This is a genomic window from Pseudomonas sp. LBUM1640, from assembly GCF_059716225.1.
Genome location: NZ_CP166816.1, coordinates 6820535 through 6847157, shown reverse-complemented (window position 1 = coordinate 6847157; position 26623 = coordinate 6820535). Strand labels below are relative to the sequence as shown.

At 61.1% G+C, this 26623-nt stretch carries 26 protein-coding genes; 11 read left to right on the top strand and 15 right to left on the bottom strand.

Translation table 11 applies throughout. From position 1 onward, the window contains the following. Positions 1 to 89 precede the first annotated feature (89 nt). A complete protein-coding gene (gene cls / locus ACA065_RS30565) occupies positions 90 to 1529 on the bottom strand; it encodes a cardiolipin synthase (protein WP_497692764.1) in 1440 nt (479 codons plus the stop codon). Between the two features lie 130 nt (positions 1530 to 1659). Between cls and ACA065_RS30560 the strand changes: the two genes are divergently transcribed. Further along, on the top strand, positions 1660 to 2181 hold the full coding sequence (locus ACA065_RS30560; protein WP_497692763.1) for a DUF3617 domain-containing protein: 522 nt from the start codon (positions 1660 to 1662) through the stop codon (positions 2179 to 2181). On the opposite strand, the gene ACA065_RS30555 is transcribed toward ACA065_RS30560, so the two are convergent. From ACA065_RS30555 to folE2, 7 genes are read right to left on the bottom strand one after another with little or no spacing between them, the layout of a single operon-like run. Beyond that, positions 2178 to 3515 (bottom strand): dihydroorotase, encoded by a 1338-nt coding sequence (locus ACA065_RS30555; protein WP_497692762.1) that lies wholly within the window; start codon positions 3513 to 3515, stop codon positions 2178 to 2180. The two genes, ACA065_RS30560 and ACA065_RS30555, sit on opposite strands and share 4 nt — an antisense overlap. A 3-nt stretch (positions 3516 to 3518) precedes the next feature. Next, positions 3519 to 4079: a gamma carbonic anhydrase family protein gene (locus tag ACA065_RS30550; RefSeq protein ID WP_497692761.1), complete on the bottom strand. Its 561-nt coding sequence runs from the start codon at positions 4077 to 4079 to the stop codon at positions 3519 to 3521. After that, positions 4076 to 4504 carry a phosphoribosyl-AMP cyclohydrolase gene (gene hisI, locus ACA065_RS30545; RefSeq protein ID WP_497692760.1) on the bottom strand — a complete coding sequence of 143 codons (429 nt, stop codon included), beginning with the start codon at positions 4502 to 4504 and terminating at the stop codon, positions 4076 to 4078. Before hisI ends, ACA065_RS30550 begins: the two co-directional genes overlap by 4 nt. Further along, positions 4501 to 5379 carry a metal ABC transporter substrate-binding protein gene (locus ACA065_RS30540; protein WP_497692759.1) on the bottom strand — a complete coding sequence of 293 codons (879 nt, stop codon included), beginning with the start codon at positions 5377 to 5379 and terminating at the stop codon, positions 4501 to 4503. The genes hisI and ACA065_RS30540 overlap by 4 nt, the downstream gene beginning before the upstream one ends. Positions 5380 to 5390: 11 nt before the next feature. Then, positions 5391 to 6257, bottom strand: a complete 867-nt coding sequence (locus ACA065_RS30535) for a metal ABC transporter permease (protein WP_497692758.1) — start codon at positions 6255 to 6257, stop codon at positions 5391 to 5393. After that, the gene (locus tag ACA065_RS30530) at positions 6257 to 6925 is read right to left on the bottom strand and encodes a metal ABC transporter ATP-binding protein (protein WP_497692757.1); all 669 of its coding nucleotides are present in this window, start codon (positions 6923 to 6925) and stop codon (positions 6257 to 6259) included. Before ACA065_RS30530 ends, ACA065_RS30535 begins: the two co-directional genes overlap by 1 nt. Beyond that, positions 6922 to 7818: a GTP cyclohydrolase FolE2 gene (folE2, locus tag ACA065_RS30525; protein WP_497692756.1), complete on the bottom strand. Its 897-nt coding sequence runs from the start codon at positions 7816 to 7818 to the stop codon at positions 6922 to 6924. Before folE2 ends, ACA065_RS30530 begins: the two co-directional genes overlap by 4 nt. A gap of 128 nt (positions 7819 to 7946) precedes the next feature. Between folE2 and ACA065_RS30520 the strand changes: the two genes are divergently transcribed. Further along, positions 7947 to 9158, top strand: coding sequence for an N-acetylmuramoyl-L-alanine amidase (locus ACA065_RS30520; RefSeq protein WP_497692755.1), 1212 nt, complete (start codon positions 7947 to 7949; stop codon positions 9156 to 9158). On the opposite strand, the gene ACA065_RS30515 is transcribed toward ACA065_RS30520, so the two are convergent. Continuing rightward, the gene (locus ACA065_RS30515; RefSeq protein WP_497692754.1) at positions 9155 to 9523 is read right to left on the bottom strand and encodes a glutamine synthetase; all 369 of its coding nucleotides are present in this window, start codon (positions 9521 to 9523) and stop codon (positions 9155 to 9157) included. The two genes, ACA065_RS30520 and ACA065_RS30515, sit on opposite strands and share 4 nt — an antisense overlap. Positions 9524 to 9649: 126 nt before the next feature. Here ACA065_RS30515 and dksA point away from each other — a divergent pair, with 126 nt between their 5' ends. From dksA to ACA065_RS30495, 4 genes are read left to right on the top strand one after another with little or no spacing between them, the layout of a single operon-like run. Next, positions 9650 to 10054 (top strand): RNA polymerase-binding protein DksA, encoded by a 405-nt coding sequence (gene dksA / locus ACA065_RS30510; protein ID WP_497692753.1) that lies wholly within the window; start codon positions 9650 to 9652, stop codon positions 10052 to 10054. A gap of 27 nt (positions 10055 to 10081) precedes the next feature. Then, positions 10082 to 11287: a zinc metallochaperone GTPase ZigA gene (gene zigA, locus ACA065_RS30505; RefSeq protein ID WP_497692752.1), complete on the top strand. Its 1206-nt coding sequence runs from the start codon at positions 10082 to 10084 to the stop codon at positions 11285 to 11287. After that, positions 11287 to 11931 (top strand): DUF1826 domain-containing protein, encoded by a 645-nt coding sequence (locus ACA065_RS30500; RefSeq protein ID WP_497692751.1) that lies wholly within the window; start codon positions 11287 to 11289, stop codon positions 11929 to 11931. The genes zigA and ACA065_RS30500 overlap by 1 nt, the downstream gene beginning before the upstream one ends. Before the next feature lie 44 nt (positions 11932 to 11975). Then, complete coding sequence (locus ACA065_RS30495; RefSeq protein ID WP_497695443.1) at positions 11976 to 12938, top strand: CobW family GTP-binding protein; 963 nt, start codon at positions 11976 to 11978, stop codon at positions 12936 to 12938. Here the strand turns inward: ACA065_RS30495 and ACA065_RS30490 are convergent. Next, positions 12932 to 13327, bottom strand: coding sequence for a DUF3301 domain-containing protein (locus ACA065_RS30490; RefSeq protein WP_083356039.1), 396 nt, complete (start codon positions 13325 to 13327; stop codon positions 12932 to 12934). The genes ACA065_RS30495 and ACA065_RS30490 overlap by 7 nt on opposite strands. Before the next feature lie 117 nt (positions 13328 to 13444). Between ACA065_RS30490 and pdxY the strand changes: the two genes are divergently transcribed. Next, positions 13445 to 14317, top strand: coding sequence for a pyridoxal kinase PdxY (gene pdxY / locus ACA065_RS30485; protein ID WP_497692750.1), 873 nt, complete (start codon positions 13445 to 13447; stop codon positions 14315 to 14317). A 129-nt stretch (positions 14318 to 14446) separates the two neighbouring features. Here pdxY and ACA065_RS30480 read toward each other — a convergent pair whose 3' ends face one another. Continuing rightward, the gene (locus ACA065_RS30480; protein WP_003213461.1) at positions 14447 to 14932 is read right to left on the bottom strand and encodes an acyl-CoA thioesterase; all 486 of its coding nucleotides are present in this window, start codon (positions 14930 to 14932) and stop codon (positions 14447 to 14449) included. Between the two features lie 292 nt (positions 14933 to 15224). On the opposite strand from ACA065_RS30480, the gene ACA065_RS30475 reads away from it, so the two are divergent. Next, positions 15225 to 16988 (top strand): cation:proton antiporter, encoded by a 1764-nt coding sequence (locus ACA065_RS30475; protein ID WP_497692749.1) that lies wholly within the window; start codon positions 15225 to 15227, stop codon positions 16986 to 16988. 137 nt (positions 16989 to 17125) lie between these two features. On the opposite strand, the gene ACA065_RS30470 is transcribed toward ACA065_RS30475, so the two are convergent. From ACA065_RS30470 to uvrD, 3 genes are all read right to left on the bottom strand, one after another. Next, the gene (locus tag ACA065_RS30470) at positions 17126 to 17533 is read right to left on the bottom strand and encodes an SMI1/KNR4 family protein (protein ID WP_017739032.1); all 408 of its coding nucleotides are present in this window, start codon (positions 17531 to 17533) and stop codon (positions 17126 to 17128) included. Positions 17534 to 17668: 135 nt separating this feature from the next. After that, a complete protein-coding gene (locus ACA065_RS30465; protein WP_497692748.1) occupies positions 17669 to 18538 on the bottom strand; it encodes a Tim44 domain-containing protein in 870 nt (289 codons plus the stop codon). A gap of 292 nt (positions 18539 to 18830) precedes the next feature. Continuing rightward, positions 18831 to 21014, bottom strand: a complete 2184-nt coding sequence (gene uvrD, locus ACA065_RS30460; RefSeq protein WP_497692747.1) for a DNA helicase II — start codon at positions 21012 to 21014, stop codon at positions 18831 to 18833. Between the two features lie 279 nt (positions 21015 to 21293). On the opposite strand from uvrD, the gene ACA065_RS30455 reads away from it, so the two are divergent. The 3 genes from ACA065_RS30455 (at position 21294) to ACA065_RS30445 (ending at position 25608) form a co-directional block, all read left to right on the top strand. After that, positions 21294 to 24167 (top strand): putative bifunctional diguanylate cyclase/phosphodiesterase, encoded by a 2874-nt coding sequence (locus tag ACA065_RS30455; RefSeq protein WP_497692746.1) that lies wholly within the window; start codon positions 21294 to 21296, stop codon positions 24165 to 24167. Between the two features lie 162 nt (positions 24168 to 24329). Further along, positions 24330 to 25196, top strand: a complete 867-nt coding sequence (gene hexR / locus ACA065_RS30450; RefSeq protein ID WP_010168370.1) for a transcriptional regulator HexR — start codon at positions 24330 to 24332, stop codon at positions 25194 to 25196. A gap of 217 nt (positions 25197 to 25413) precedes the next feature. Continuing rightward, entirely contained in the window at positions 25414 to 25608 is a 195-nt protein-coding gene (locus ACA065_RS30445) for a PA3496 family putative envelope integrity protein (protein ID WP_497692745.1), read from the top strand. Here ACA065_RS30445 and ACA065_RS30440 read toward each other — a convergent pair. Further along, complete coding sequence (locus tag ACA065_RS30440) at positions 25538 to 26512, bottom strand: LysR family transcriptional regulator (RefSeq protein WP_497692744.1); 975 nt, start codon at positions 26510 to 26512, stop codon at positions 25538 to 25540. The genes ACA065_RS30445 and ACA065_RS30440 overlap by 71 nt on opposite strands. Positions 26513 to 26623 lie beyond the last annotated feature (111 nt).

The window sequence follows — 26623 nt, the reverse complement described above, 5'->3', positions numbered from 1 at the left end:
CGCGAAAGCGGTGGATCAGCCAACTTATTTGGCTCTGGCACACCGCCTTCGCGAGCAAGCCCGCTCCCACATTTGTTCTGCGTTGTTTGTTAGAGAATTGGTGAGATCAAACGTGCTACCCGCATGCCCAGTTGTTGCAGGCGACGGGTCTCGCGGCTTTCTTCCTGGCTGACTTCATGGGCCAGGGCGAAGTCGGCCAGCAGCATCTGCTCCACCTGGCTGGCAAACGCCTCATCCACTGTCAGCAACATCACTTCAAAATTCAGCCGGAACGAACGGTTGTCCATATTCGCACTGCCGATGGCGCTGATTTCACTGTCTACCAACACCACTTTCTGATGCAGAAAGCCGGGCTTATAGCGGAACACCCGCACCCCGGCGCGCACCGCTTCGATGGCGTAGAGGCTGGAGGCGGCGTACACAATGCGGTGGTCGGGCCGCGACGGCAGCAGCAGGCGCACATCCACGCCGCGCAAAACCGCCAGGCGCAAGGCAGCGAACACCGCTTCATCGGGCACGAAATACGGGCTGGTGATCCACACGCGCTCCGTCGCCGCATGGATGGCCTCGACGAAAAACAGCGAGCAGGTTTCGTACGGGTCGGCCGGGCCGCTGGCGAGCAATTGGCAGAGCACGCCGTCTTCGGGGTAGGCGTCCGGCAGGATCAGCGGTGGCAGTTCGCGGGCGGCCCAGAACCAATCTTCGGCAAACGATTCCTGCAGGCAGGCCACCACCGGGCCGGTGACCTGTACATGGGTATCGCGCCACGGCGCCAGCGGCGGCTTTTTGCCCAGATATTCATCACCGACGTTATGCCCGCCGACAAACCCGGTGATGCCGTCCACCACCACGATCTTGCGGTGGTTACGGAAATTGACCTGGAAGCGATTGAGCCAGCCGCTGCGCGTGGCGAACGCTTTGACTTTGACCCCGGCGTCGCGCAGCGACTGCACGTAACGGTGGGGCAGGGCGTGGCTGCCGATTCGGTCGTAGAGCACGTGAATGTCTACGCCTTCGGCAGCTTTTTCCTTCAGCAAGGCATGCAACTGCCTGCCAAGCTCGTCGTCATGAATGATGAAAAACTGGAAGAGCACGGCGGTTTTGGCGTTGCGAATCGCCTCGAAGATCGCACTGAAGGTGGCGTCGCCATTGATCAGCAAGCGCACCTCATTGTTGGCCAGGCACGGCATGCGCCCCAGTTTGGGCATGGCGCGCAGCGAGCCATAGGCGCTGGAGTTGCGCGCGGCCAGGGCTTCTTCGACCCAAGGGCGCCAGTTCAGCTCGGTGATGGCGGTGTGCATTTCCTGGTTGGCCTGGCGACGTGCCTGGATGTAGGCGTCGAAGGTGCTACGGCCGAAGATCAGGTAGGGAATCAGCGTCAGGTAAGGCATGAACATCAGCGACAAGGCCCAGGCAATCGAGCCTTGGGCGGTCCTGACAGTCAGCACCGCGTGGATCGCGGCCAGCGTCCCGAGAAAGTGCAGCGTGGCGATGAAGTAGGCGAGCAGGTGCGGGCCAAAAAAATCCATGAACGACTTAACTCCAGGCAATCAAGTGCCTAACAGACCATGAACCGTGGCGAATGTCGCTATTTTATTTGCCGTGCAACACTGACACCTTTGCGGCGTCTAACGCCCACAATTACCCAGGAGTTACCCGATGAATGCTCGTCTGCTTGGTTTGGCCATGGTTGTTGGATTGTCGCTGCCCGTGGCGGCTCAGGCGCAGATGTTGGCGCCGGGTTTGTGGGAATTGACCACCAGCAATATGAAAGTCGATAACCAGGACCTGCCGGATCTGTCGCTGATCCTCGGCCAGCTGAAACAACAGATGACGCCTGAACAGCGCGCCATGCTCGAAAAACAGGGCATCACCATGGCCGGCAAAGGCGTGCAGGTTTGCCTGACGCCCGCTCAAGTCGCGTCGGACTCTATTCCCCTCACCGACCCGCAGTCGGGCTGCAAACAGGAAGTGACCGACAAGACCGGCAACCAGTGGAAATTCCGTTTCAGTTGCCCGAAAGCCCAAGGCACCGGCGTTGCGACTTTCCAGAGCCAGCAGCAATTTACCACCACCGTCAACGGCACCTTCAATGCCACCGGCATCCAGCAAAAGGGCAGCCTGGACACTCACGCCCAGTGGCTGGGCAATGATTGCGGTACGGTCAAACCCCGCGCTTAACGCAGAAAATGCAGGGGCAACCCCTGGCAACTGTCGACCACCTGGCCGTTGTGCCAAGCCAGGTGGCCGGACACCAGCGTGGTACTGACGCTGTGGCGAAAGCTGCGCTCGGCGAAGGGCGTCCAGCCGCAGCGCGCGAGGATCGGCTGGCTGCTGACGGGCTTGCCTTCGGGCTCGGGCTTGATCAGCACCAGGTCGGCCCAATAGCCTTCGCGCAGATAGCCTCGGTCCGGGATGGCGAACAAGTCGGCCACACGATGACTGGTTTTCGCCACCAGTGTGGTCAGCGGCAAATGCCCGTCGATCACCAACTCTAACAACGCCGGCAACGCGTGCTGCACCAGCGGCAGGCCTGACGGCGCTTCGCGATAGCCCAACTGTTTTTGCGCCCAGGTATGCGGCGCATGATCACTGCCAATCACATCCAGACGATCACTCAGCAAGGCCAGGCGCAGCGCGTCGCGGTCGGCGCGGGTCTTGATCGCCGGGTTGCATTTGATCTGATGGCCAAGGCGATGATAGTCGCGGTCATCGAACAGTAAATGGTGCAGGCAGACCTCAGCGGTGATGCGTTTTTCAGCCAGTGGTTTGTCCTCGAACAACGCCAACTCGCGGGCGCTGGTCAGGTGTAACACGTGCAGTCGCGTACCGTGACGCTTGGCCAGTTCCACCGCAAACGACGATGAGCGATAGCAGGCTTCGGCATCGCGAATCAGCGGGTGGGCGACGGCGGGGATGTTGTCGCCAAAGCGCTCATGCAATCGTTGTTCGTTGGCCAGGATGCTCGGTGTGTGTTCGCAGTGAGCCAGCAGGATGGTTGGCACCTCGGCAAACAGCCGCTCCAGAATCCGTGGGTCGTCCACCAGCATATTGCCGGTGGAGGCGCCCATGAACACTTTGACGCCAGCCACTTCGCGCGGGTCGAGGGCGGCGACGGTGTCGAGGTTGTCGTTGCTCACGCCAAAGTGAAAGCCGTAGTTGGCCACCGAGTGCAACGCGGCGCGGCGCTTTTTATCGGCCAGGGCTTCCAGGTTAAGGGTGGCAGGGCGGGTGTTGGGCATGTCCATGAAGCTGGTGATGCCGCCGGCCACCGCCGCGCGGGACTCGCTGTAGAAGCTGCCCTTGTCGGGTGCGCCAGGTTCGCGAAAGTGCACTTGGTCATCAATCATCCCCGGCAGCAGCCACTCACCTTGCGCGTCAATTTCCACCGGTTCGTTGTAGCCTTCGAGGCTGGCGGCGATCTTCTCGATACGGCCATTGGCGACCAGTACATCAGCGTCGAATTCCTGGCCTTCATTCACCAGGCGGGCATTGCGAATCAGCAGGCGGCTCATGGTTCAGAACTCGTTTTGCAGGGCTTTGTAACCGCGCACCAGGTCGACGTTGGTGCGCGCCACGTCTTCGGAAAACTCCGAGGCGCTGACGCTCACCGGCGGGAATTGCGACAAGTCGGTGTTGGGCCCGATGCGGGTGGTGGAGGGCACATAGAAGGCGGCGGGCAGGTCGCGGCCATCGACCACCGAGTTGTGCCTTACCACGCAGCCATCGCCGACGACGCAGTTGAACAGCACGCTGTTGAAGCCGATAAACACGCGGTCGCCGACGGTACACGGGCCATGGACGATGGAGCGGTGAGCGATGGACGTGAACTCGCCGATGTTCACCGCCGCCCCGGATTTGGAGTGGATGACTACGCCGTCCTGGATGTTCGAATTGGCGCCGATGGTGATCGGGTCCATGTCGCCGTTGGCGTTGACTTCGTCGGCGCGGATCACGGCGTAAGGGCCGACGAACACGTTCTCACCGATGATGACCTTGCCGCAGATGATCGCGGTTTTATCGACGTAGGCCGATTCGGCAATCACCGGCAGATCGCCGGAAGGGTTCTTGCGGATCATGCAGCGGGCTCCTTTTTAAGGGGCGAAGTGATTATATGAACGTAGGCGCCGTCGATGGCGTTGTAGAAGCAGGTGGGTCGGCCGGTATGGCAGGCGGGGCCTTGCTGGTCGACGATCAGCAGCACCGCGTCGCCGTCGCAATCCAGCCGCGCTTCGACCAGCTGTTGCCAGTGGCCGGAGCTTTCACCTTTGCGCCACAACTGCCGGCGCGAGCGCGACCAGTAGCAGACGTGCCCGGTGGCCAGGGTTTCGGTGAGGGCCTGGCGGTTCATCCAGGCCAGCATCAACACCTCGCCGCTGCCGTGTTGCTGGGCGATGGCTGCAATCAGGCCATCGCTGTTCCATGGCAGGGCGTCGAGCACCGGTTCGAGTGGAAAGCGGCTGCCGATGGCAGCCTCTTCCAGGTCGAGCATGCTCAGGGTCATGGCTTGCTCAGGGCAGCGCACAGGGTGTTGAGGTTGTATTCGAACAGCCCGGTGAAGGTGCTGGCCGGGCCTTCGGCGGCGAGGGCGTCGGAGTACAGCGTGCCGCCGATCTGCGCGCCGCTTTCGTCAGCAATCTGCTTGAGCAGGCGAGAGTCCTTGATGTTTTCCATAAACACGGCTTTGACCTTGTCTTTGCGGATCTGAGTGATCAGTGCAGCGACTTCGGCGGCCGACGGTTCGCGTTCAGTCGACAAGCCTTGTGGCGCGAGGAACTGAATGCCGTAGGCCTGGCCGAGGTAACCGAAGGCGTCATGGGAGGTAACGATGCGACGGTTGCCCGGTGGCAGCGCGCCGAACTTGGTCTTGGCTTCGGCCAGCAGGCGGTAGATTTCTTTCAGGTAGGTTTGGCTGTTGCGTAGATAGTCAGCCTTGTTGGCCGGGTCGGCTGCCACCAGCGCCTTAGTGATGTTGTTCACATAGATTTCGGCGTTGGCCAGGTTATGCCAGGCGTGCGGGTCGGGAATGGTTTCGCCGTCTTCGTCCATCGTGTGGGAGATCACGCCTTTGCTGGCGGTGACTACGGTGGCTTTGGTTTCGGTGCTGGTCACCAGGCGGTCCAACCAAGGCTCGAAGCCCAGGCCGTTCTTGATGATGAGCTTGGCCTTGAGCAGCGCCTTGGCGTCGTCCGGGGTAGGTTCGTAGGTATGGGCGTCGGCGTCCGGGCCAACCATGTTGCTGATCTGGATGTGGTCGCCACCGATCTGGTGGGTGATGTCATCGAGAATACTGAAGCTGGTAACCACTTGGAGTTTGTCGGCGGCCTGGGCCATCGACAACGGCAGCAGCAGGCTGAACAGCACGAGTAGAGCGCGCATCGGGAAACACCTCATTGGGATGTAAGCAAAGGCGGGCGGCGCAGCAAGCCGTGCACCGGACCGAAGACCACGGACAGCAAGTACCCACCGCCAGCCACCAGCACGATGGCCGGGCCGCTGGGCAGCGAGTAGTAGAACGACAGCAGTAAACCGAACCACACCGACAGGCATCCCAGCACCGCCGATACCGCGATCAACACCGGCAGGCGCCGGCTCCAGAACCGTGAAGCAATCGCCGGCAACATCATCAAACCCACCACCATCAACGCGCCAATCGCCTGAAAGCCGATCACCAGATTCAGCACCACCAAGGTCAGGAACAACCCATGAGCGAGCGGGCCGAGGCGGCTGACGGTTTGCAGGAACAGCGGGTCGAGGGTGTCCAGCAGCAGCGGTTTGTAGATCAGCGCCATGGCGATCAAGCTGAAACTGGAAACCCAGAGCATGCCAGTGAGGGTGGTTTCATCCACCGCCAGGGCAGAGCCGAACAGCAGGTGCAGCAGGTCCAGGCGTTTGCCGGCGATGCCGAGGATCAGCACACCTGCGGCGAGGGAAATGGGGTAAATGGCAGCGAGGCTGGCGTCTTCACGCAGGCCAGTGCGGCGGGTGATCCACGCGGATAAACCGGCCATGCTCAGCCCGGCGCCGAGGCCGCCGATGGTCAGCGCGGGCAGGCTGAGCCCGGCAAACCAGAAGCCCAGGGCGGCACCGGGCAGGATGCCGTGGGCCACGGCATCGCCGATCAAGCTCATGCGCCGCAGGATCAGGAACACGCCCAGTGGCGCGGTGCTGCACGCGAGCACCAGCCCGCCAATGAGTGCGCGGCGCATGAAGACGAAGTCGAGGAACGGCATCCACAAGTGGGCGGCGAAGTGCATCAGGCCACCTGCATGTGAGGTTGCGGGCGGATCAGCTCTTTACTGGGGCCGAATACACAGCCGGTGCTTTTGACCTGCACCACGTGCTGGGTGTGGTGGCGCACGGAAGCCAGGTCATGACACACGACGATAATCGTACGGCCTTGGTCGTGCCAGGCGTGGATGTGTTTCCAGCACAGCGCCTGGCCATCTTCGTCGAGGGCGGCGTGGGGTTCGTCGAGCAACAACACGGGCGCTTCGGCCAAACTCATGCGGGCGAGCAGGGCGCGTTGCAGTTCGCCGCCGGACAAGGCCATCAGCGGACGGTGTTCCAGGCCACTGAGGCACCAATCCTCCAGGACTGCCTGTAGGCGTTCGCTGCGTTGTGGCGGGGTGAGCTGGGTGCCCCAGAAACCGGCGGCGACTAACGCTTGCAGGCTGATCGGAAACTGGCGGTCCAGGTGTTGCTGCTGGGGCAGGAACGACAGGCCACCGCGGCGTGGAACCTCCACGCTGACCTTGCCCGCCAGCGGTTTTTGCAAGCCGGCGATCACTTTGAGCAGGCTGCTTTTGCCGGTGCCGTTGGCGCCGATGATGCCGGTAAGGCTGCCTTTTTCCAACTTCAAATCCAGCGCTGGGGTGAGCGGTTGCCCCGGTGCGCCCCAACGCAAAGCGTTACAGGTGATCATGCAGAGTCTCTCGTCCAGCGGCTTTCAGCCACGGCATCGTGCGCGTGCAGGCTTTCGGCGTGGATCACTTTCAGGTGGAAGGCTTTGACGGCATCCGAGCGTTTCAAGGCGAGGTTGAGGCGGCGAGCGGCGTCTTCGCAGAACATCAGGTTCTGCCCGTTGGCCAGGGCGAAGGCCTGTTCGTCCGCACGTTTCACCGCTGTTTGCACGGCGGTGCCGAGGGCGGCCTCGACGTCGTCGATCAGGTCGGTGAGCGGAAAGGTGGGCTGGTTGGCGTCCAGCTGGATGGACAGCTGTGCGCTGCTGCGCTGGCTGTGGGGCGTGGCGACAATGCCGTTGGCGCTGCCGAGCCAGGTCAGCACGTCTTCATGCTGCAACGGCGTGTTGCCGAAATCTTCCAGAAATTGCTGCTGAATCAACTGCCTGGCGAGCGCGGCTGAACACGGGCAGGTTGAGGAGTAAGTAACGTCAATTTTTAGTTCCACGTGGAACATCTGGTGTTCCAGACGTGCTTCGATGCACACCGGGTAGCCTTTCCAGCCGGCTAATGGGCTGACCAGCGCCGGGCGTTTGAGCAGCAAATCGGTGCGAATACGCAAGTAGGCGTTCTTAGATAAACCTTCATGACTCTCGAGAAAATGCTGCAGTACATTACGCAGAAGTGCAGGCGTAAGAAGCTGCTGGTCGAGCATCTCCAGGGCCAGGTACAGGCGCGACATATGAATGCCACGGGCCTCGCCGTCGTCCAGGCTCACGCCCGCATCGGCGGTTGCAGTCAGGCGTTGGCCGTCGATGAGGATGGGCAAGGCGATGCCGCACATGCCTACCCAGTCGAGCGGCAAGGCTTGGCGTGAAGCCTGCGCGGCGATATCCGGCAGAGTCAGCGCATTCATGAGCAGGTCCATCGTTGGAAATAAAAAGACATGTTATATTATAACTATTGAGTCGACGATGATTTTTCTGCTCCAGCCTTTCTTCAGTCATGTCGAGCAGGGACGCTCCTCTATTTGCGGTATCTGTCATGCATAGACGTCAGCTTCTCAACCTGCTGTTGGTCAGCCCTTTGTTCACCTTTCCAATGGGGGCTTTCGCCACACAGATTCGTAATGCGCGCCTGTGGCGCTCCGACGACAAACTGCGCCTGGTGTTCGACCTCAGCGGCCCGGTGCAATACAAGACCTTCTCCCTGACCGCGCCGGAACGCTTGATCATCGACCTGAGCGGCGCCGGGCTCACGGGTGATTTTTCGCAGCTGGCGTTGAAGAACAGTGGGATTACCTCGATTCGCTCCGGGCATTTCGGCAAAAGTGATACGCGCATCGTGCTGGACCTGGCCACGCCAATGCAGCTCAACAGCTTCTTGTTGCCACCGCAGGATGGCCAAGGTCATCGCCTGGTACTCGATCTGACCAGCGCCACCCACGCCCCGCGCCAGATCGCCGCTGAACCGCCGCCCTTGGTGGCGCCGGTGGATAAAGCGCATCCCAAGCGCGACATCATCGTGGTGGTTGACCCTGGTCACGGCGGCAAAGACCCGGGCGCTATCGGCTCCAAGGGTCAGCGCGAGAAAGACGTGGTGCTGTCCATCGCCCAGCTGCTGGCCAAACGTTTGAAGCGCGAGAAGGGTTTTGACGTGAAACTGGTGCGCAACGACGACTTCTTCGTACCGCTGCGCAAGCGCGTGGATATTGCCCGTCAGCACAAAGCCGACATGTTCATATCGGTGCACGCCGATGCCGCGCCCCGGCTCACGGCGTCGGGCGCCTCGGTGTATGCGCTGTCGGAAGGCGGTGCGACCTCCGCCACTGCTCGTTTCATGGCGCAGCGCGAAAACGGTGCGGATTTGCTGGGCGCCACGACCTTGCTCAATCTGAAGGATAAAGACCCGATGTTGGCCGGGGTGATTCTCGACATGTCGATGAACGCCACTATCGCCTCCAGCCTGCAGCTGGGCAGCTCGGTGTTGGGCAGCCTGCAAAGCATCACCACGCTGCACCAGAAGCGCGTGGAGCAGGCAGGTTTTGCGGTGCTCAAGTCACCGGATGTACCGTCGATCCTGGTCGAGACCGGTTTTATCTCCAATACCCAGGATGCCCAGCGGCTGGTGACCGCGCGGCATCAACAGGCGGTGGCGGATGGGCTGTTCGAGGGCCTGAAAAAATACTTCGAGAAGAACCCGCCGATGAACAGCTACATGGCCTGGGTTCAAGAACAAAAGAGCGGTCAGGTCTAACAGCCGGTAACACGGCTGCATGTGAACTTGGCGCTGGCGCCACCGGAACTGGAAAACCGGTTGATGGTGGTCCAGCCCACGCGGCGCGTGTAGCCGACCCACGCCTCACCATCGGACGCCAACCCGGTAAAGAACGTCAGCTGCCCATAGCGGCTGTTGGTCTGCGCCCAGTAGCGTTTGCCGATCACCTCGAAACCCCGCAAATACGTGGTGCTGCCGGCAGTTGCCACGCTGTAGGCATTGCCCAGCGGATCCACACAAGCCAGCAGGTTGGCGCTGCGTGTGCAGTTCGCCAGCAGGCTTGGCGTTTGGGCGCAGGCCGGTCCAGCCGCTGCCAAAAACAGCGCGCACACCAAGTATTTCATAGGGCTTCTCGGGGCAAGGAAGTATTCAAGCATTGCGCCCTTCGTCGTGACGAGCAAGGGGGATTGGCTTATTTGTATTGTTATACTATAACATCAAAACACAGCCTGACCCGTGAACTGCTTTCCATGACTGAACAAGACCTCCTGACCCAACCGCCTGCCGATTACATGAATGAGGCCCAGCAAGGTTTCTTCCGCGAACGGCTGCTGGCCCAGCGCTATGAACTACAAGCGCGCATTGAAGCCGAGTTCCTGGTGTTGCGTGAGCAGGAAACCAACAGCGACCCAGCCGATGTGGGCAGTGCCGAAGAACAGCGCCAGTGGCAACTGCGCCTGCTGGAGCGGGAAAAGAAGCTGCTGGACAAAATCGACGACGCTCTGGAATTGCTGGCTCGCGGCGAATACGGCTGGTGCCGTGAAACCGGTGACCCCATTGGCCTGAAACGCTTGCTGCTGCGCCCCACCGCGACCCTGAGTATCGAAGCCAAAGAACGTGAAGAGCTGCGCGAACGCCATAAACGGGCGATTTGACCGGCCACCCCTGATGAGGAAAACCTGATGCCCAATCGTCTCCCCGTTACCGTGTTGTCCGGCTTTCTTGGCGCCGGCAAAAGTACGCTGCTCAACTACGTCCTGCGCAACCGCGACAATTTGCGGGTGGCGGTGATCGTCAATGACATGAGCGAAATCAACATCGACGGCAGCGAGGTGCAGCGTGACGTCACCCTCAATCGCTCCGAAGAAAAGCTGGTGGAGATGAGCAACGGCTGCATCTGCTGCACCTTGCGTGAAGATTTACTGGAAGAAGTCGGAAAACTCGCCAAGGAAGGTCGGTTCGATTACCTGTTGATCGAGTCCACCGGTATTTCCGAGCCGCTGCCCGTGGCCGAAACCTTCACTTTCCGCGATGAAAACGAACAAAGCCTGGCGGACATTGCGCGCCTGGACACCATGGTCACTGTGGTCGACGGCATGAACTTCCTGCTCGACTACCAGGCGGCCGAAAGCCTGGCTTCACGCGGCGAAACCCTGGGCGAAGAGGACGAACGCTCGATCACCGACCTGCTGATCGAGCAAATCGAATTCGCCGACGTGATCCTGATCAGCAAGATCGACCTGATCAGCAGCCGTGAGCGCGAGGAACTGATAGCGATCCTCGAACGCCTCAACGCCCAGGCCGAAATCATCCCCATGGTTATGGGCGAAGTGCCGCTGAACAAGATCCTCAACACCGGCCGCTTCGACTTCGAGCGCGCCGCCCAGGCGCCGGGCTGGTTGCAGGAACTGCGCGGTGACCATGTGCCGGAAACCGAAGAATACGGCATCGCCTCCACCGCTTATCGCGCGCGCCGCCCGTTTCATCCACAGCGCTTTTTCGACTTTATCGACCGCCCGTGGGTAAACGGCAAACTGCTGCGCTCCAAGGGTTTTTTCTGGCTGGCGAGCAAGCATCAGGACGCAGGCAGTTGGTCCCAGGCTGGCGGGCTGATGCGCCATGGCTTTGCCGGGCGCTGGTGGCGCTTCGTGCCGAAAAGCCAGTGGCCGCAGGATGAAGAAAGCGTGGCGGCCATCATGGGCAACTGGCAACTGAGCACCGGTGATTGCCGCCAGGAACTGGTGTTTATCGGGCAAAACATCGACTTCAACCAGATGCGCGCCGAGTTGGACGCCTGCTTGCTCACCGATGAAGAAATGGCCCTGGGCGTCGAAGGTTGGCGCCTGCTGGCCGACCCCTTTGGCCCTTGGTATGAAGAGGCAGCCTGATGTTGGCCCCGGTGATCCCGCTGCGCCCAGTAATCCGACAGACCCGCGGTGAAACCCCGCTGGCGTTGTCCGATATCCTCGAAGACGGCGTCAACCTGGCGCTATGGCAGCGCCAACTGCCGCTGCATATTGCTGAGTTCGGCGCCTTGCTGGTGGCGCTCAATGAGCCGTTGGCCGACGCCTTGGTAATTGAGCTCGACAACGAGGACGCTGTACCGAACTTGCAAGGGTTGGCGTCCAGTTGCCGTGATCTTGAAGGCTACGACGGCTTTATCGCCGATGTGTCGTGGTTGGTCAGCGCGTTTGCCTGCTTGCTCGGCGCCAAGCGCATTGGCCTGCGTTTGCGGCTGTTGGACAAGGCCATGTGCCCGCGTTTTCACGTCGATCACGTGCCAGTTCGGCTGATCACCACCTACGCAGGCATCGGCAGCCAGTGGTTGCGTGAAGGCGTGATGGACCGTCGCAAGCTCAGCCAGCCGGACGCTGAGCCTACCGAGCGCATCGAGCAGGTCCTTTGCGGTGAAGTGGCCATGCTCAAGGGCACCAAATGGCATGGCAACGAAGCCCACGGCTTAATTCATCGCTCGCCCGCGCTCAAAGCCGATGAGCGACGATTGATCCTGACGCTGGATTGGCTGGCATAACCGGGTAGGATCTAGCTCTCTAGACGGTCTGAATGATGCCCCTGATGCTGCAGAACATTCCCACCCATGTGATTGCCGGGCCTTTGGGCGCCGGCAAGACCAGCTTGATCAAGCACCTGCTCGCCCAACGCCCGGAACACGAGCGCTGGGCGGTATTGATCAATGAGTTCGGGCAGATCGGCCTGGACGCAGCCTTGCTTGCTCAGGATGACGACGGCATTGCGCTGGGCGAGGTGGCCGGTGGCTGTTTGTGTTGTGTGAATGGCGCACCGTTCCAGGTAGGCCTGGGCCGCCTGCTGCGTAAGGCCAAGCCGGATCGGTTGTTTATCGAGCCCTCGGGCCTGGGCCACCCGGCGCAGTTGCTCAAGCAACTGCGGCAGGCGCCTTGGCAGGACGTGCTCGCGGTTCAGCCGTGCGTATTGGTGCTGGATGCCCAGGCGCTGGCAGCAGGTAAACCCTTGCCTGAGGCGCAACGTGAAACCTTGGCCAGCGCCGGTCTGCTGGTGTTGAACAAGGACGAGTCACTGGATGCCGCGCAACGCCAGGCCATTGAACAGCAATTACCCGATTGCCCGCTCTACTGGACGCGCCAGGCGCAATTGCCACTCGACCAGCTGCCAGGCCTGAATGCGCAAGGCCGTGAGGCTGTGGATAACTTCGACGTGCCCAAAGGCTTGGCGCAGATGCCAGCCATCTGGACCGACCCGGCGCTGCCGATATGCCTTAGCCAGGCTCAAGAAGGCGGTTGGAGCATCGGCTGGCGCTGGCACCCGAGCCAGCAATTCGATGCCCAGCACATTCAACACTGGCTGATAAACCTTGCATGGCGTCGTGCCAAACTGGTTATCCACAGCGCCGATGGATGGGTTAGCGTGAACGCTGTGGATAACCATTCGCTCGCCTTTCAACCTAGCGAATGGCGGCGTGATTCACGTATTGAATTGATCTTCAGCCAGCCACAGGACGTGGCCGCATTGCAGGGTGCGTTAGCGGCCTGCCGTCAGTGACGGTTCTTACTGGCGTGGTCCTGGCGCCATTGGCTCAGCTCGATCACCTCAGCGCTGGGCAGCGGCGTTTTTATCTCGAACGGGTAGGGCGCCAGTTCGATCTGCGCGCTGTGGGCGCCAAACTGAGTGATGGTCCCGGGGTGGCGGGCTTCGCCGGTCACCGTGAACTCAAAGTTATAGATGCGCGCCAGACGGCGCCGACCATTGGCATCCTTCACAAAACCGATGCGCTTCAACGCCACCGCGCCGTCGAGCAGTTCGATATCAAGCTTGGCGCAATGCTGCTTGACCCGCTCCAGCGCCCGCTCGCGCAGGCCGTGGTTGTGCCACACCCAGGCGGCGCCAGTCGCCAGCAGCATCAACACGAAGATGTTTCCCAGGGTCAGCATGCGATGAACTCCAACAAAGTGAGAGCAGCTTAACTGTGTCGCTGGCCTGTCGTATAGGCTGTGTTTAGTCGCATACTGCGCGGCCAGAATTTCAACGGCTTTACGGAAATCTCCCGCATGAAACGCACACCTCATCTGCTTGCGATCCAGTCTCATGTGGTCTTTGGCCACGCCGGAAACAGCGCCGCCGTATTCCCCATGCAGCGGGTCGGGGTGAACGTCTGGCCGCTCAACACGGTGCAGTTCTCCAACCACACTCAGTATGGTCAGTGGGCGGGCGAAGTGTTGGCGCCGCAGCAAATTCCGGCGCTGGTGGAAGGCATTGCCGCGATTGGCGAGCTGGGCAACTGCGATGCCGTGCTGTCCGGCTACCTGGGCAGTGCCGACCAGGGCCGTGCAATCCTCACCGGCGTGGCGCGGATCAAGGCCATCAACCCCAAGGCCCTGTACCTGTGCGACCCGGTGATGGGCCACCCGGAAAAGGGCTGCATCGTGCCCCAGGAAGTCAGCGATTTCCTGCTGGACGAGGCGGCGGCGATGGCGGATTTCCTTTGCCCTAACCAGCTGGAGCTGGACAGCTTTGCCGGTCGCAAGCCGCAGTCGCTGTTCGATTGCCTGGGCATGGCCAAGGCGCTGCTGGCACGCGGGCCGAAGGCGGTGCTGGTCAAGCACTTGGATTACCCGGGCAAACTGCCGGATGGCTTCGAGATGTTGCTGGTGACGGCTGATGGCAGTTGGCACTTGCGTCGGCCGTTGCTGGCCTTCCCGCGTCAACCGGTGGGCGTGGGCGACCTGACGTCGGGGCTGTTCCTGGCGCGCGTATTGTTGGGGGACAGCTTGCTGGCAGCGTTCGAATTCACGGCGGCGGCGGTGCATGAAGTGCTGCTGGAAACCCAGGCCTGCGCCAGCTACGAGCTGGAACTGGTTCGCGCCCAAGACCGTATCGCCCATCCCCGCGTACGCTTCGAAGCTACGCCAATCGGCCTGTAATGACGCAGATCAAAATGTGGGAGCGGGCTTGCTCGCGAAAGCGGAGTGTCAGTCAACGCACATGTGGCTGACCCACCGTATTCGCGAGCAAGCCCGCTCCCACATTTGATCCAGTTTACAGTTTGGGATTTACGGGCCGTCGGCTTTGATTTCCTGATAACGCTTTTCCAGCTCCTGGCGAATCTGCCGGCGCTGCTGGGCCTGCACGAAACGGCGCTTGTCTTCGCTATTTTGCGGTTGCAGCGGCGGGACGGCGGCGGGTTTACGCTGATCGTCCACGGCCACCATGGTGAAGAAGCAGCTGTTGGTATGGCGCACCGAGCGCTCGCGGATGTTCTCGGTCACCACCTTGATGCCCACCTCCATCGAGGTATTGCCGGTGTAGTTGACCGAGGCGAGGAAGGTCACCAGCTCGCCGACATGGATAGGCTCGCGAAAAATCACCTGGTCGACCGACAACGTCACCACATAGCGCCCGGCATACCGGCTCGCGCAGGCGTAGGCCACTTCGTCGAGGTACTTGAGCAGGGTGCCGCCGTGGACATTGCCTGAGAAGTTGGCCATGTCAGGGGTCATCAATACCGTCATCGACAGCTGGGCGTTTCCGGGTTCCATAGCACACTCACGGGTTGTAGGCATCGGTTGGGGAGGCACCTCTGCGGGTGCTGGAATCTTTGCAGCGCTCTCCCTAACGGGACGCCGGCGGGCGGCTTGCCGTCACGCGTGCACCGATCTGTTTCCATATATTGCACCGGCTTTCTGCCGGAAGTCGCGGTGTTAACCTTCAAAAGCCCATCTCAGGGCATTTCTTACGATCAAGGCCGACTTTTCCTTCCGCTTATTGCGACCGTTCAACGGTGCGGGTGGAAGTGGGAAAAGCGCCAGCACCCTCAAGGAGCCCCTCGCCATGCACGCCATCAGCTTTATCCAGGACTTGGCCGTGATCATGTTGGTGGCAGGGGTTGTCACCATCCTGTTTCACCGCCTCAAGCAGCCGGTGGTGCTGGGGTACATCGTCGCCGGCTTCATCATCGGCCCTCACACCCCTCCTTTTGGCCTGATCCACGACGAAGACACCATCAAGACCCTCGCTGAGCTGGGGGTGATCTTCCTGATGTTCTGCCTGGGCCTGGAGTTCAGCCTGCGCAAGCTGTTCAAGGTCGGCGCCACGGCATTTATCGCCGCGTTCCTGGAAATCATTCTGATGATCTGGATCGGCTACGAAATCGGCCGCTGGTTCGACTGGAACACCATGGACTCGCTGTTCCTCGGCGCGATCCTGGCGATTTCTTCGACCACCATCATCGTCAAGGCACTCAACGACCTGAAGATGAAAAACCAGCGCTTCGCCCAGCTGATTTTTGGCGTGTTGATCGTTGAAGACATTCTCGGTATCGGCATCATCGCCTTGCTGTCGAGCATTGCCGTCAGCGGCACAGTCAGCTCCGGCGAGGTGTTCTCCACGGTCGGCAAGCTTTCGCTGTTCATGATCGTCGCGCTGGTCATCGGTATTTTGCTGGTGCCGCGCCTGCTGGCCTATGTGGCCAAGTTCGAAAGCAACGAGATGCTGTTAATCACCGTATTGGGCCTGTGTTTCGGCTTCTGCCTGCTGGTGGTGAAGCTCGAATACAGCATGGTGCTGGGCGCGTTCCTGATCGGCGCGATCATGGCCGAATCCCGTCAGTTGATTAAGATCGAGCGCCTGATCGAGCCCGTTCGCGACATGTTCAGCGCGATCTTCTTTGTTGCCATCGGTTTGATGATCGACCCACAAATCCTGCTGCAATACGCCTGGCCGATTGCGGTGATTACCGTAGCGGTGGTGCTGGGCAAGATGTTGTCCTGCGGCCTGGGCGCGTTTATCGCCGGCAACGACGGCCGTACCTCGCTGCGGGTCGGCATGGGGCTGTCACAGATTGGCGAATTTTCCTTCATCATCGCTGCGCTGGGCATGACCTTGCAGGTGACCAGCGATTTCCTCTACCCGGTGGCCGTGGCGGTGTCGGCGATCACCACGTTGCTCACGCCCTACCTGATTCGCGGCGCCGACCCGTTGTCGTTGAAGATTGCGGCGGTGATGCCCCAGCGCATGAGCCGGGTATTCGGCATGTATGGCGAGTGGCTACGCAGCATTCAGCCTCAGGGTGAAGGCGCGATGCTGGCGTCGATGATCCGCAAGATCATCCTGCAAGTGGGAGTCAACCTGGCGTTGGTGGTGGCGATCTTCTTTGCTGGCAGCTTCTTTGCGGCGCGCATCGGCGGGTATCTGCAGGGCTGGATCAGTGACCCAAGCTGGCAGAAGGCGCTGATCTGGGGCGGGGCGTTGCTGTTGTCGCTGCCGTTTTTGATTGCGGCTTACCGCAAGCTCAAGGCGCTGTCGATGTTGCTGGCGGAGATGAGCGTGAAGCCAGAAATGGCCGGGCGGCATACCCAGCGCGTACGACGGGTGATCGCAGAACTGATCCCGATTCTCTCGCTGCTGGTGATCTTCCTGCTACTGGCAGCCTTGTCGGCCAGTATTCTGCCGACCAACAAGTTGCTGGTGCTGATCGCCGTGGTGGCTGCTGCAGTGGCGGCGGTGCTCTGGCGGTGGTTCATCCGCGTGCATACGCGGATGCAGGTCGCCTTGCTGGAAACCCTGGATAACCATAAGGACACGCCGGAGCATTAAGGCCAATGCCATTGTGGCGAGGGAGCTTGCTCCCGCTGGGCTGCGAAGCGGCCCTAAAATCCGTCACATCGCTGGATCTGAAAGAACACGTCGCCCTGATTGGGGCTGCTTTGCAGCCCAACGGGAGCCCTTGTGTATCAGCTTTCGAGCCACACGTCCCGCGCCCAGTGCCACACCGACTCCCAGGTTTCTTCGGTGACCAGTTCTTCTTCGCCGGACCACAGCACCACGGTGCCGTCTTCTTCGACGCAGTAGTAGTCGTCGCCGTCCTGGCAGATTGGGATCATGCTGCGGTCAACACCGGCATCCCAGGCGTTGGCGGCAACGTCCGGCAGGTAGGTGTGCGACTGCGGGTCGGTGACGGTCACCGGCTCCAGGCTGCCATATACCACGTCGCTGACGGTGAGCAGGAATTCGCGGAAGACAAACGGGATGTCGATGAACAGTTGTTCCTCGATTTCCACCAGTTGGTCTTCGTCAGGCAGCTCCAGAGGAACCGGGACCGGTTCGTTGGCTTCACGCAATTGTTCGATGATTTCTTCCACGGCCGGGATCCTCTTGCTAGTTGGCGCGGTTAATAGGGCGTTTTATACAGTAGCTCGCTATAAGTGCAACCGCGAAATAGAAAACCCCGGAACATGTCCGGGGTTTTTATTACCAAGTGCTCAAGCGTGAGGTTATCAGCCGTTCTGGCGGATACCGGCGACCAGCCAAGGCTGGTTGTCGCCTGGGGCGCGTTCCATGTTCCAGCTTTCGCTGAACACTTCGCCCTGGTCGAAACGCGAGGTCTTCGACACGCCGCTGAAGGTCAGGGTGGCGATGGTCTTGTCGGCGCGATCATCCACACCTTCCAGCTGTACGCGCAGGTCTTCGATGTAGGTCGACTGGAAGCCGTCGCCCAGGTCGGCACGTTCGCGCTTGAGGAAGTCAAGCAGTTGCGGGGTCACGAACTCGGAGATCTTGTCCATTTCGTTGGCGTCCCAGTGCTGCTGCAGGGACTGGAAGTGGCTGCGGGCCGCTTCGACGAAACGCTCTTCGTTGAACCAGGCCGGTGCGTTGATCACCGGACGGGCGGCGGCAGGTGCTGCCGAACCACCGAAGATCGAACCCATGGCTGGTTTTTGCTCGAACACTTCACGCTGCATCGGCGCGCCGGCTGGAGCCATGTGCTCCTGTTGCTTGCGGCGACGGGCGGCAATAAAGCGGAAGATCAAGAAGGCGATGACCGCCATGATCAGGATGTCGAAGATCTGCATGCCCTGGAAGCCGCCGCCCATGAACATGGAAGCGAGCAGGCCACCGGCAGCGATACCGGCCAGAGGGCCCAACCAGCGCGAAGCACCGCCAGCTTTGGCAGCAGCGCCAGCCGCACCGGCTGCGCCTGCGGTAGCCGCAGCGCCGCCGGCACCGGCGGAAGGAGCCATTTGGCTGGTCTGGTGAGTCGGTGCCGAGCCCATGCTTTTGCCGCCACCGAAGCGCTTGGCGTTGGCGTCGAGGCTCATCGTCAGGCCGATGCACAACGCCATGGCGATGCTAAGAAAACGTTTCATAAAGGGAATTCCCATTTGTGGATTGCACGCGCGCCATGTTGCACAGGTGTCGTGACACTGGCTAGCGGCAGAGTGTTTCGGGCTTTTGCGTAAGACCGATTCCGAAGGGTCTGTAGGACTAATTACAGATATTGGCCCGAGTGGGTGAAAAACAAGGGCTGGGCGTCGATCATTCCCACGCTTTGCGTGGGAATGCATCCGGTGACGCTCCGCGTCACGCCTTTAAAGCGGGACGCGGAGCGTCCCAGGCGGCGTTCCCACGCGGAGCGTGGGAACGATCATTAAGCTCCCTTCAGACAGCTTCGAGCTTCGCGTAACCCATCATCAGCCACTTGCTGCCTTCGGCGAAATTCACCTGCACCCGCGCCTGGGCGCCGGCACCTTCGAAGTTGAGGATCACGCCCTCACCGAAGATCGCGTGCTTGACCTGCTGGCCAAGGCTGAACGGTGTTTCCGGGATTTCGGAACCGGCAAACATGCTGCTGGAATTTTGCTGCTGACCACCGCCGAACGGGCGGCTGACGCTGTTGGACAGGCGCACTTCCTGAATCAGCCCCTTTGGCACCTCACGTACGAAGCGCGACACCTTGTTGTAGGTCTCGCTGCCGTACAGGCGTCGGGTTTCGGCGTAGGTCATCACCAGGTTCTGCATGGCGCGGGTGATGCCCACGTAGGCAAGACGGCGTTCTTCTTCAAGGCGGCCGGGCTCTTCCAGGCTCATCTTGTGCGGGAACAGGCCTTCTTCCATGCCCACCAGGAACACATACGGGAACTCCAGGCCCTTGGCGCTGTGCAAGGTCATCAGTTGGACGCTGTCTTCATGCTCATCGGCCTGGGTATCGCCAGCTTCCAGCGACGCATGCCCGAGGAAGGCGGCGAGCGGTGTCAGCTCTTCATCTTCCTCGGTGTTTTCGAACGCGCGGGCGGCGCTGACCAATTCCTCAAGGTTTTCTACCCGGGCCTGGCCTTTCTCGCCTTTTTCCGCTTCGTGATAGGCAATCAAGCCGGACTGTTCGATGACGGTCTGGGTCATCAAGTGCAGCGGCATTTCTGCGCACTTGGCGGCCAGGTTCTCGATCAGCTCGACAAACACCCCCAACGCCCCGGCCGCGCGGCCGGTCAGGCCTTTATTGGCGATCAGCAAGCGCATGGCTTCCCACATCGACACATCGGCGTGGCGCGCGTGGTCGCGGATGGCCTCGACGGTTTTTTCGCCAATGCCACGCGCCGGGATATTGATCACCCGCTCCAGCGCCGCGTCGTTGCCACGCCCTTCCAGCAAGCGCAGATAGGCCATCGCGTTCTTGATTTCGGCTCGCTCGAAGAAGCGCTGGCCACCATAGATGCGGTACGGAATACGTTCGCGCAGCAACGCTTCTTCCAGCACCCGCGATTGGGCGTTGGAGCGGTACAGAATCGCGATATCGCTGCGTGCCAGGCCGGTTTTCAACGCACTCTCGATGGTTTCCACCACATAGCGCGCTTCATCGTGCTCGTTGAAGGCGGCGTACAGGTTGATCGCTTCGCCTTCGCCGCCGTCGGTCCACAGCTCTTTGCCCATGCGCCCGGTGTTATTGGCGATCAAAGCGTTGGCGGCCTTGAGGATACCGGCGGTGGAACGGTAGTTCTGCTCCAGACGGATGGTGATCGCGTCCGGGAAGTCATCGGAGTACTGGTAAATGTTCTCGATTTTCGCGCCGCGCCAGCCGTAGATAGACTGGTCGTCATCGCCGACCACCATCAGGCTGTCGCCGCCTTTGGCCAGCAGGCGCAACCAGGCGTATTGCACGGCGTTGGTGTCTTGGAACTCATCCACCAGGATGTGCCGGAAGCGCTTCTGGTAATGCGCCAGCAAGCCTGGGTTGTCGCGCCACAGGTCGAGGGCGCGCAGCAGCAGCTCGGAGAAGTCGATGACGCCGGCGCGCACGCACGCGGCCTCGTAGGCTTCATAGATGCTGCGCATGGTGGCCAGGAACAAATCGCCGCTGGCCTGGATATGTTGCGGGCGCAGGCCTTCGTCTTTCTGGCCGTTGATGAACCACTGCGCCTGGCGGGCGGGCCAGCGCTGTTCGTCCAGGCCCAACTCACGGATCACCCGCTTGACCAAGCGTTGCTGGTCATCACTGTCGAGGATCTGGAAGGTCTGGCTCAGCCCCGCTTCCTGCCAATGCGCCCGCAACAGGCGGTGCGCCAGGCCGTGGAAGGTGCCCACCCACATGCCGGCCGGGCTGATGCCCATCAGCTGCTCGATGCGGTGGCGCATCTCGGCAGCGGCCTTGTTGGTGAAGGTCACCGACAGGATGGAATGCGGCGACGCGTTCTCGACCTGGATCAACCAGGCGATACGGTGCACCAGCACTCGGGTTTTACCGGAGCCAGCACCGGCCAGGACCAACTGACGGCCAACGGGGGCTGCTACGGCCTGGCGTTGGGCATCGTTGAGGGAGTTCAGCAAAAGGGAGAGATCATCGCGCATCGGCGCATTCTAGGGTGCGCGGCAGAGTGGGGCAAATCCCAATGCCGGGTGGTCGCCAGAAAACAGCGGGTGCGCTTCGGGCCGTGGAAACATTCTATCGAGAGTGATGACTGGTCGGTCATGCCTCGCAGCCCGCGCAGCGTCTCACTCAAGCTGTCTGGCCCCGAGGTTTGCGGCTGATTTTCGCGCGGCTTTTATGACGTCGAGCAGTTTGGCCCAAGCGCTTGCTTGTGTATGCTCCGTCCACGTTTCGGGCTCACCATTATAAGAACACTGCCTATGACTCTCAGTCCCGACCTGTTCGGCCCCTCGGCGGCGCCCGCGCAAGTCATCCGTAAATATTACGCAACCGAGATGGCGGTCGAACGCACGCGTCTGCTGTATCAAGGTTCATTGCTGCCGACCTTATTGATGTTGGTTAACGGCCTGGTCTGCGCCTGGTTGCTGTGGAACCCCAAGCAATACTTGTTGGACAGCATCTGGCTGATCTGGCTGCTGGCCCTTGTGGCATTGCGCGTGATTCAGGTGGCAGCGTTTGATTCGGCGATGCCCAGCCGCCAGGCCCAGCCGATCTGGCGGCGCATGTTCATGCTCGGTTCGGCGGTCAGCGGCCTGACCCTGGCCACTGCCGCCATCGCCCTGGTGCCGGCGGACAGCTTCATGCAACAGGCGTGGGTGTTCGGCCTGATCGGCGCGGCGACGCTGTCAGCCAGCGTCGCCTACGCGGTGAGCCTGCCCGCGTTCCTGTCATTTGCCGTGCCTTGCCTGGTGCCGGCCATCCTCTACCTGTTTTGGAACGGCACCGCACAGCAACAAGGCTGGGGCGTGCTCGGCCTGATCCTGCTGGCCTCTTTGAGCCTGGTGGCGTGGCAGGTCAACCGCCTGATCCAACGCGGGTTGTTGCGACGCTTTCAGAACCAGGCGCTGATCGAGCATCTACAGCAGGCGCAACAACGCAGCGAGCAGTTGAATCAGGACCTGGTGCGCCAAGTCGAGCAGCGCCGCCGGATCGAACAGGAACTGCGCGAAGCCCAAATCGGCCTGCAAGATCGCGTGGCGCAACGCAGTCAGGAACTGGACGCCGCCAGCCTGGCCCTGAATAAAAGCGAAGCGCGTCTGGCCATGGCCCTGCAAGCCAGTGAACTGGGCCTGTGGGACTGGAACCTGCAAACCGATGAAGTCCATCACACCCAGCTCAAGGAGCTGTTTGGCCTTGAGCCCGAGTACGTCACGGCAATGCTCAGCCACCTCAAGCCGCGCCTGCACCCCGACGACTTGCCGCTGCTCAGGCGCGCGCTGGTAGAGCATCTCAAAGGCCGCAGCGAGGACTATCAAGTTGAATACCGCGTGCGCCACGGCGACGGCCATTGGGTGTGGATCGAAGACCGCGGCCGCGCCGTGGAACGTGCGCCCAGCGGTCGCGTCACGCGCATGCTCGGCACCCGCCGCGATATCAGCGCCGACAAGGCCCTGGAAGAACAGCAGCGCCTGGCGTCGACCGTATTCGAGGCCGCCAGCGAAGGTATTGTTATTCTCGATCCGGACTACGCGCTGATCGCCGTCAACCAAGCCTTCAGCCGCGTCACCGGCTTTGACATCGACGACATGCTCGGCCGCAATGTTGTGGAATTGCCCAGCAGCCGCGACGCCCGCCGTCATTTCCCGGTGATCCGCCAGGCGCTGCTCAGCCATGGCACCTGGCAGGGCGAGCTGGTGGAAACGCGCAAGAACGGCGAGTTATACCCGCAATGGCTGCAACTGAATGTAGTGCGCGATGCTCGGGGAAAAGTCAGCCATATCGTGGGTTTCTTCGCCGATCTGTCGGCGCGGCGTGAATCTGAAGAGCGCATGCGCTACCTCACTCACTACGACGAATTGACCGGCCTGGCCAACCGTTCACTGTTCCGCGAACGCCTGCGCGAAGCCCATGCGCGCGTGCGCCAGGGCGGGCGCAGCCTGGCGCTGCTGCACATCAACCTGGACCGTTTCAAGCTGTTGAACGACAGCCTGGGTCATGAAGTGGCCGACCAACTGCTGCAGAAAATGTCACGCCGGCTGATCAACGCGTTGCCCGAGGCCGACACCATTGCGCGCTTGTCCGGGGATGAGTTCGCCGTACTGTTCGACGCCTACGGCAACCTGTCGAGCCTGGCGCGGGTGGCCACGCGGCTGCTCGCCAAGCTGCGCGTGCCGGTGACGGTGGAAGGGCATGAGCTGGTGGTCAGCGCTTCAATGGGCGTCAGCCTGCTGCCGGACAATGCGCGGGAGATTTCCGCGCTGGTCAGTCAATCGAACATGGCCATGCAGCACGCCAAGCATTTGGGCGGCAATAACTTCCAGTTCTACACCGACAGCCTGCAAGCCAGCACGCTTGAGCGGTTGCAGCTGGAGAACCACTTGCGCAAGGCCATCGACGAGCGCCAGCTGGCGGTGTTCTACCAGCCGAAACTGTGCCTGGGCACCGGCAAGCTGAACGCCGCCGAGGCGCTGATTCGCTGGGAGCATCCACAATGGGGCATGGTGCCGCCGGGCGACTTTATCGGCCTGGCTGAAGAGACAGGCCTGATCGTACCGCTGGGCGAATTCGTGCTGCGCCAAGCCTGCTGGCAGGCGTGCGAATGGCAGCGCCAAGGGCTGGCGCCGATTCGAGTGTCGGTCAACCTGTCGGTGCATCAGCTGCGCCAGGGCAAGTTGGTCAGCCTGGTGCGCCAGGTGCTCGAAGAAACCGGTCTGGACCCGCAATACCTCGAGCTTGAGCTGACTGAAAGCCAACTGCTCGACAGCGTCGAGCACATCATCGCCACCTTCCAGCAACTGCGCGACCTTGGCGTGAAGCTGGCCATCGACGACTTCGGCACGGGTTATTCGTCTCTGAGCTACCTCAAGCGCATCCCAGTGGACTACGTGAAAATCGATCAGACGTTTATTCGCGGCCTGGGCCAGGGCCGCGAGGACGCAGCCATTACCCGGGCCATCATCGCCATGGCCCATGGGCTGGCGCTCAAGGTGGTGGCCGAGGGGGTGGAAGATCAGCAGCAGCTGGATTTCCTGCGTGCGGAACGCTGCGATGAGGTGCAGGGCTACCTGATCAGCCGGCCGATGGAGGCGCAAGGGCTGGCAGAATTGTTACGCAAAAATGCAGACTTTCCTTAAAGACAGCCAGGCCGCCTGTGTGGCTACACGGCGGCTGCCCGCTGATTCAAAGGGCATCAGGGCGATTTAGTGATGCATCGGACGGGCAAAACGCCAATTCTTGTAGTATAACTACAAGCTTGCTACATCCCTGGCACCTGCCAATAACAAGAGTCCTGCCCTTTGAACCTGTTGCAACATATCGCCCAGTCGCGCCACCTGTTACGCAAATCGGAACTCAAGGTTGCCGATCACGTGCTGCTTGACCCTGCGGCCGTGATGCACAGTTCCATGGCCGACCTGGCCCACAGCGTGGGCATCAGTGAGCCGACCATCGTGCGCTTCTGCCGCGCCATCGGCTGCTCCGGGTTCCAGGACTTGAAACTCAAGCTGGCCCAGAGCCTGGCGGCCGGTGCGAGCTTTGGGCAGTTTGCGATTCACGAAGACGACTCCGTCGCCGACTACAGCCTGAAAATCTTCGACACCACCTTGCACACCCTCATGGAAGTGCGTGAGAAGCTCGACCCGGTCGAGTTGCAAAAGGCCGTGACCGCGATGTCCCAGGCCCAGCGCGTGGAGTTTTACGGCTTCGGTGCTTCGGGTGCAGTGGCTGCCGATGCCCAGCATAAATTCTTCCGCCTGCTGCTCACCGCAGCGGCCTACAGCGACCCGCACATGCAGGCGATGTCGGCGGTGACCTTGAAGCCGACTGACGTGGCTATCTGCATTTCTCAGTCCGGCCGCTCCAAAGACCTGCTGATCACCGCCAACCTGGTGCGTGAAAGCGGCGCGACGCTGATCACCCTGTGCCCAAGCCAGACGCCGTTGGCGGAGCTGTCCACGGTCAACCTGGCGATCGACGTGCACGAAGACACCGAAATCTACACGCCGTTGACCTCGCGTATCGCCCACCTGGTGGTGATCGACGTGCTGGCCATGGGCGTAGCCATGGCGCGCGGGCCGAGCCTGGTCAACCACCTCAAGAGCGTGAAGCGCAGCTTGCGCAGCCTGCGTCTCTCGCCAAAATCGGTCAAAGCCCTCGACGACTGATTCAAAGGCATACACGGTTGATCGCTCCCACGCTCCGCGTGGGAGTGTCTCTTGCGACGCTCTGCGTCGCGGGACGCAGAGCGTCCTAGCCTGCATTCCCACGCAGAGCGTGGGAACGATCATGCCCTGCTGATCCAGAATCTTCATCAGGCTGTCATCGCCGCGTCATCCCCTGCACCCATCCTGAACTCCCCGTACTCGCATTGGGAGACTCAACATGGCCCGGCAATACGAAGACAGCAGCAGCGTCAAAACCCGTCGTCAGCAAGAAGACCAGCGTCGCATGGCGTTCCGTCGCGCAATCGAAGACCGTTGCGAGGAGCGCCAATTGCTCCAGAGCATCAGTGACTACCCGGAACTCCACTGGCAGGCACCCGCGGCTGCCCAGCGAAGCGTTCAGCCAACGCGCTGATCTGCACCCGTTCGCTGCGGATAAAGCCCAGGAACGCATGGGCCACCGGTGACAGGCGCTTGGCTTTGGCTTGCACCAGGCACCAACTGCGGTACAGCGGCAGTTCTTCCACCGGCAGCTCCTTGAGCCCGCCGGTGGCCAGTTCCAGGTTGACCGCGTGGCGCGTCAGCAGCGCCACGCCCAACCCTGCGTTCACGCACTCACGTTGCGCCTCGGCCGAGGCCACTTCCACCGTCTGGGTGAAGTGCACGCGTTTTTCCTTGAAGTACTCCTCGCACGCCAGCCGTGTGCCGGAACCCGGCTCGCGCAGCAGCAGTGTGTAAGGTTCCAGGTCCTGCAGGCGCAGCGGGCCTTGGAGGCTCAAAGGGTGGTCGGGCGGCGCCACGGCGACAATTGGATTGTTAAGAAACGGCAGGAACTCCAGGCCCATGTCCTGCGGCACCATGGACATGATCACCAGGTCATCGCGGTTGTCCGAAAGCCGGCGAATCACCTGAGCGCGATTGACGACCGTCAGGTGCAATTGCACCTCGGGGTGCTGGCGCTTGAACGCGGCAAACAGGTGCGGCACGAAGTACTTGGCGCTCGATTCCACCGCCAACTTCAACTGGCCCTGCAGCGAACCCTGCATGTCGGACAGCTGCATATCGAGGTTTTCCAGGCGTCCGAAAATATCCCGGCTGGCCCGTTGCAGGGCTTCGGCGGCCTCGGTCATGTAGAGCTTTTTGCCGACGTAATCGAACAGCGGCTGGCCGACCAGCTCTTCAAGCTGGCGAATTTGTAGGCTAACGGCAGGTTGCGTGAGGGACATTTCCTCGGCGGCGCGGCTGTAGGAACGCAAATCACAGACTTCGTTGAAGATCTGCAGTTGACGCAATGTCATACGCATCAATGACTTACGCATTATTAAAGTCCTCTCATCTCAGGCCGTTCGGCCAACTATAAGTCTTTACTTATACACAACCCAATAATTATTGATTTTTGTTAATCCTCCGGTGCGCATAGTGTGTGTCTC

Coding starts and splice junctions, on each gene's coding strand:
- cls (WP_497692764.1), bottom strand. CDS start 1,529: ATGGATTTTTTTGGCCCGCACCTGCTCGCCTACTTCATCGCCACGCTG.
- ACA065_RS30560 (WP_497692763.1), top strand. CDS start 1,660: ATGAATGCTCGTCTGCTTGGTTTGGCCATGGTTGTTGGATTGTCGCTG.
- ACA065_RS30555 (WP_497692762.1), bottom strand. CDS start 3,515: ATGAGCCGCCTGCTGATTCGCAATGCCCGCCTGGTGAATGAAGGCCAG.
- ACA065_RS30550 (WP_497692761.1), bottom strand. CDS start 4,079: ATGATCCGCAAGAACCCTTCCGGCGATCTGCCGGTGATTGCCGAATCG.
- hisI (WP_497692760.1), bottom strand. CDS start 4,504: ATGACCCTGAGCATGCTCGACCTGGAAGAGGCTGCCATCGGCAGCCGC.
- ACA065_RS30540 (WP_497692759.1), bottom strand. CDS start 5,379: ATGCGCGCTCTACTCGTGCTGTTCAGCCTGCTGCTGCCGTTGTCGATG.
- ACA065_RS30535 (WP_497692758.1), bottom strand. CDS start 6,257: ATGCACTTCGCCGCCCACTTGTGGATGCCGTTCCTCGACTTCGTCTTC.
- ACA065_RS30530 (WP_497692757.1), bottom strand. CDS start 6,925: ATGATCACCTGTAACGCTTTGCGTTGGGGCGCACCGGGGCAACCGCTC.
- folE2 (WP_497692756.1), bottom strand. CDS start 7,818: ATGAATGCGCTGACTCTGCCGGATATCGCCGCGCAGGCTTCACGCCAA.
- ACA065_RS30520 (WP_497692755.1), top strand. CDS start 7,947: ATGCATAGACGTCAGCTTCTCAACCTGCTGTTGGTCAGCCCTTTGTTC.
- ACA065_RS30515 (WP_497692754.1), bottom strand. CDS start 9,523: ATGAAATACTTGGTGTGCGCGCTGTTTTTGGCAGCGGCTGGACCGGCC.
- dksA (WP_497692753.1), top strand. CDS start 9,650: ATGACTGAACAAGACCTCCTGACCCAACCGCCTGCCGATTACATGAAT.
- zigA (WP_497692752.1), top strand. CDS start 10,082: ATGCCCAATCGTCTCCCCGTTACCGTGTTGTCCGGCTTTCTTGGCGCC.
- ACA065_RS30500 (WP_497692751.1), top strand. CDS start 11,287: ATGTTGGCCCCGGTGATCCCGCTGCGCCCAGTAATCCGACAGACCCGC.
- ACA065_RS30495 (WP_497695443.1), top strand. CDS start 11,976: ATGCTGCAGAACATTCCCACCCATGTGATTGCCGGGCCTTTGGGCGCC.
- ACA065_RS30490 (WP_083356039.1), bottom strand. CDS start 13,327: ATGCTGACCCTGGGAAACATCTTCGTGTTGATGCTGCTGGCGACTGGC.
- pdxY (WP_497692750.1), top strand. CDS start 13,445: ATGAAACGCACACCTCATCTGCTTGCGATCCAGTCTCATGTGGTCTTT.
- ACA065_RS30480 (WP_003213461.1), bottom strand. CDS start 14,932: ATGGAACCCGGAAACGCCCAGCTGTCGATGACGGTATTGATGACCCCT.
- ACA065_RS30475 (WP_497692749.1), top strand. CDS start 15,225: ATGCACGCCATCAGCTTTATCCAGGACTTGGCCGTGATCATGTTGGTG.
- ACA065_RS30465 (WP_497692748.1), bottom strand. CDS start 18,538: ATGAAACGTTTTCTTAGCATCGCCATGGCGTTGTGCATCGGCCTGACG.
- uvrD (WP_497692747.1), bottom strand. CDS start 21,014: ATGCGCGATGATCTCTCCCTTTTGCTGAACTCCCTCAACGATGCCCAA.
- ACA065_RS30455 (WP_497692746.1), top strand. CDS start 21,294: ATGACTCTCAGTCCCGACCTGTTCGGCCCCTCGGCGGCGCCCGCGCAA.
- ACA065_RS30445 (WP_497692745.1), top strand. CDS start 25,414: ATGGCCCGGCAATACGAAGACAGCAGCAGCGTCAAAACCCGTCGTCAG.
- ACA065_RS30440 (WP_497692744.1), bottom strand. CDS start 26,512: ATGCGTAAGTCATTGATGCGTATGACATTGCGTCAACTGCAGATCTTC.